This window comes from Actinomycetota bacterium (assembly GCA_005774595.1).
Taxonomy (GTDB): domain Bacteria; phylum Actinomycetota; class Coriobacteriia; order Anaerosomatales; family D1FN1-002; genus D1FN1-002.
In genome coordinates this window covers 2,697-3,698 of the sequence record VAUM01000194.1, presented here as the reverse complement: position 1 = coordinate 3,698, position 1,002 = coordinate 2,697, and the positions used below count along the sequence as shown (strand labels likewise).

At 74.2% G+C, this 1,002-nt stretch carries 2 protein-coding genes; one reads left to right on the top strand and one right to left on the bottom strand.

Features of this window, described 5'->3' with window-relative positions:
• On the top strand, window positions 1-522 hold a 522-nt coding region (locus FDZ70_07700), incomplete at its 5' end, for a PD-(D/E)XK nuclease family protein (GenBank protein ID TLM73416.1).
• Here the strand turns inward: FDZ70_07700 and FDZ70_07695 are convergent.
• Window positions 519-779 (bottom strand): hypothetical protein, encoded by a 261-nt coding sequence (locus tag FDZ70_07695; GenBank protein ID TLM73415.1) that lies wholly within the window; start codon window positions 777-779, stop codon window positions 519-521. The two genes, FDZ70_07700 and FDZ70_07695, sit on opposite strands and share 4 nt — an antisense overlap.
• Window positions 780-1,002 lie beyond the last annotated feature (223 nt).

Sequence of the window (1,002 nt, the reverse complement as noted above, 5' to 3'; positions counted from 1 at the left end):
GCCGAGGTGCGTGCGTGCGTGGATGCATTCGCTACATCCGAGACCGCGGCCCGGGTCGCGGCAGCGGAACGCGTGCACCGTGAGCAGCCGTTCTCGCTCGATGCGGGCGCGACTCGACTCGCGGGCGCAGTCGACCTGATCGCGTGGACGGGTGACTCGGCGCTCATCGTGGACTACAAGACCGGGGCCGGGCGCAGCGAGGAGAAGCTCGAAGGCTACGAGCTGCAGTCGCGCTGCTATGCGGCTGCGGCGCTCGAGGCCGGCGCGCGCGAGGCTACCGTCAGGTTCGTGTGGCTGCCGTCCGGTGAGGTCGACGAGCGCACGTTCGCCGCCGCGGACCGGGACGGCCTGCTCGGCGAGCTGCGGGAGGCGGTCGCGGCGCTCGGCCGGGACGGGTTCCCGGTGCGTGAGGGAGGGTACGACCCGAAGGTCTGTGGCGGCTGCCCGGTGCTCGGCGGCATGTGCCCCGTGGACGAGCCACGGCGTCCCGGGCGTCGCGGCCCGTCGCGCGACGGCGGCTAGACCGGCGCCTCGTCCTCTCCGGCGGCGCGCTGCCGCAGCTGGCCGCAGGCCGCATCGATGTCGGCGCCGCGCTCCTTGCGCACCGAGACCGCGACGCCGGCGGCCTCGAGGTCGCCGGCGATGCGCCGCACGCGCTCGTCGCTCGCGCGCGCGAGGCCCGAGTCCGCCACCGGGTTCACGGGGATCAGGTTGACGTGCACGAGCATGCCTCGGCAGTATGCCGCGAGCGCGGCGACCTCGGCGGGGGTGTCGTTCACGCCGTCGACGAGCGCGTACTCGAACGTGACGCGGCGGCCGGTGACCTGCGTGTAGCGGCGGACCTCGTCGCGCAGCGTGTCCAGCCGCGCGCGCCTGCCGGCCTCCATGAGCCCGGCGCGCGGGGCCTGTACGGGCGAGGGGAGCGGGGCGGGCCGCGGGAACGCTGGCTCTTATAAACATCTCCGAGCCCAAGAGAACAGGCACGAGACCGTATGCCGGCTT